The organism is Microbacterium paludicola (assembly GCF_039529675.1).
In the GTDB taxonomy this organism is placed as follows: domain Bacteria; phylum Actinomycetota; class Actinomycetes; order Actinomycetales; family Microbacteriaceae; genus Microbacterium; species Microbacterium paludicola.
Genome location: NZ_BAAANG010000075.1, coordinates 1 through 2,974, shown reverse-complemented (window position 1 = coordinate 2,974; position 2,974 = coordinate 1). Strand labels below are relative to the sequence as shown.

General features: G+C 69.6%; 3 protein-coding genes and 1 pseudogene. All 4 read left to right on the top strand.

Going from position 1 to position 2,974, the window contains the following annotated elements:
* Window positions 1-210, top strand: a pseudogene (locus tag ABD161_RS15920) (CoA transferase); the annotation flags it as partial.
* 79 nt (window positions 211-289) lie between these two features.
* Window positions 290-1,519: an acyl-CoA dehydrogenase family protein gene (locus ABD161_RS15915; RefSeq protein WP_023164840.1), complete on the top strand. Its 1,230-nt coding sequence runs from the start codon at window positions 290-292 to the stop codon at window positions 1,517-1,519.
* A gap of 25 nt (window positions 1,520-1,544) precedes the next feature.
* The gene (locus ABD161_RS15910) at window positions 1,545-2,354 is read left to right on the top strand and encodes an enoyl-CoA hydratase/isomerase family protein (RefSeq protein ID WP_023164839.1); all 810 of its coding nucleotides are present in this window, start codon (window positions 1,545-1,547) and stop codon (window positions 2,352-2,354) included.
* A 7-nt stretch (window positions 2,355-2,361) separates the two neighbouring features.
* A partial coding sequence (locus tag ABD161_RS15905; protein WP_344005223.1) for a 3-hydroxyacyl-CoA dehydrogenase family protein occupies window positions 2,362-2,974 on the top strand: 613 nt, incomplete at its 3' end.

The window sequence follows — 2,974 nt, the reverse complement described above, 5'->3', positions numbered from 1 at the left end:
GGAGGCCTCGAGTTCGCCCGCAGCGTGGGGCTGGAGCCGGTGGTCCGGGTCGGCACCGGCGAGGATGCGGTCGCGGGCATCCGCAATCCGATTACCTTCTCCACGACGCCGGCCAGCTACGACCTGACCCCGCCGGACGTTGACGCCCACCGCGAGCAGATCCTCGCCTGGGCCGGCACCGCCGCCAGGACACCTGCCGGCGTTCAGTAGTTGCTCCCGCTCTGTCCCCGTTTCTTCCCCTTCCGGAAACCTCTGCGTTTCCCCGCTCTTTCAGTAGAGGAATGCCCCTATGACTGTCCTGTCCACAGGCGAACGCCCCGTGTCTGCCATTGCCGCCCTGCCCGAGATCAACTCCGACTTCCTGAACGTCGACCAGTGGCTCAGCGACGAAGATCGTGACCTGGTCCGGGGCATCCGGGCCTTCGTGGACGACCGCGCCCTGCCGCTGTTCAACGAGGCCTGGGAGGAGGCGGACTTCCCCTACGAGCTGCTCCCGGAACTGGCCAAGCTGGGGATCGTCGGGACCTCCGTGCAGGGCTACGGCAGCGCCGGGCTGACCCGGATGCAGGCCGGGCTGGTGGCCATGGAGCTGTCCCGCGGTGACGGTTCCCTGAACACCTTCAACGCGGTCCACTCCGGCCTGGCCATGGGGACCATCAACCTGCACGGCTCCGAAGAGCAGAAGAAACGCTGGCTGCCGGCGATGGCAGCCCTGGAGAAGCTCGGCGCCTTCGCCCTGACCGAGCCGGACCACGGCTCGGACACCGTGGCGCTCGAGACCTCAGCCCGCCGCGACGGGGACAACTGGATCCTCAACGGCGCCAAGCGCTGGATCGGCCTGGGCCACGTCGCGGACCTGGTGATCGTCTGGGCCCGCGACGAGGCCGACGGGAAGGTGAAGGCCTTCGTCGTCGAGAAGCAGGACGGTGCCTACCCGGAGGGTTACATCGCCGAGGCCATCACCGGCAAGATCGCCAAGCGCGGCATTCAGCAGGCCACGATCACCTTGGACGGCGTCCGCGTCCCCGAAGCCAACCGACTCGAGAAGGCACTCGGGTTCCGTGCCGTGACGGGCGTGCTGAACCTCACGCGCACCACCGTCGCCTGGGAGGCCCTGGGGCATGCCCAGGCCTGTTATGAACTTGCCGTGCAGTACACCCAGCAGCGGGTGCAGTTCGGCAAGCCGATCAGCCACAACCAGCTCGTGCAGAACAAGCTCGCCACCATGCTGGCCGACCTCACCGCGATGCAGCTGATGTGCTTCCGCTGCGGCCAGCTTCAGGACCAGGGCATCCTGTCTCAACAGCAGGCCTCCCTGCAGAAGATGTTCGTGGCGGACAAGGCACGTACGCTGTGCCGAGACGCCCGGGACCTGATGGGTGGCAACGGCCTGCTGCTGGAGCACCACGTGGCCCGTCACCTGCTCGACATGGAAGTCGTCCACACCTACGAGGGCACCGACTTCATCCAGTCCCTCATCGTGGGCCGCGAGATCACCGGCCACAACGCCATTGCCTGAACCCACCACCGCAAAAGACACATCGATGGCCGGCACACAGCACGACACCGGCGGTCGGCTGAACCACGAGGGCTTCACCACCCTGGTGGTGGAGGAGCGCGAGGACCGGCTCCTCGCCCGGCTGCACCGCCCGGAGGTCCGCAACGCGATCGACCAGGCGATGGTGGACGAGCTGCACGCCGTCTGCGCCCACCTGGAGCGCAGCCCCAAGGTGCTCATCCTCACCGGGACGCCGTCCGACCCGGAGGCCGGGACGAAGGGCATCTTCGCCTCCGGCGCGGACATCGCCCAGCTGCGCGAGCGGCGCCGGGACGACGCCCTGGCCGGGATCAACTCCACGATCTTCGACCGGATCGCGAAGCTGCCGATGCCGGTGATCGCCGCCCTGGACGGCTACGCCCTGGGCGGCGGGGCCGAGCTGGCCTACGCCGCGGACTTCCGCATCGGCACCGAGGCCCTGCGCATGGGCAACCCCGAGACGAACCTCGGCATCCTGGCCGCCGCCGGCGCCACGTGGCGGCTGCGGGAGCTCGTGGGGGAGCCGCTGGCCAAGGAGGTCCTGCTCGCCGGCAAGGTGCTCAAGGGCGCCGAGTGCCTGGCCGCCGGGCTCATCACCGAGCTGGTGGAGCCGGAGGCCCTGATGGACGCCGCGCACGCGCTGGCCGACCGGATCGCCGCGCAGGACCCGCTGGCCGTGCGCATCACCAAGTCCGTGTTCCACACCCCGCGGGAGGTCCATCCCGTGATCGACACCCTGGCCCAGGGCATGCTCTTCGAGTCCCAGGCCAAGTTCGACCGGATGCAGGCGTTTCTCGACAAGAAGAACAGGAAGTAGGACCGTCATGACCGAATCGACCGCACCGACCGGGGCGTCCGCCCCCACCGCCGTCCAGGCCACCGTGCCCGCCACCGTGGGCGTGCTCGGCGGCGGGCGGATGGGCGCCGGGATCGCCCACGCCTTCCTGATCAAGGGCTCCGACGTCGTGGTCGTGGAGCGGGACGAGGCCGCGGCCGAGGCCGCGCAGGAGCGCGTGGAGTCCTCGACCGCGAAGTCCCTCGAGCGCGGCGTGCTGGACGGCAACCTCGACGCGATCCTCGAGCGGTTCACCGTCTCCGTGGACCGCAAGGCCTTCGCCGACCGCGAGCTCGTGGTCGAGGCGGTGCCGGAGGACTGGAACCTGAAGGTGGAGTCCCTGCGGGCGGTGGAGCGCCATCTCAAGGACGGCGCGGTGCTGGCCTCGAACACCTCCAGCCTGTCCGTGACCGGCCTCGCCGAGCAGCTGCAGCGCCCGGAGCGGTTCCTGGGCCTGCACTTCTTCAACCCGGTGCCGGCCTCCACCCTCGTGGAGGTGGTGATCGGCAAGCAGACCGCCCCCGAGCTGGTGGACGCCGCCCGGTCCTGGACCGCCGGCCTGGGCAAGACCGCCGTGGTGGTCAACGACGCCCCGGGCTTCG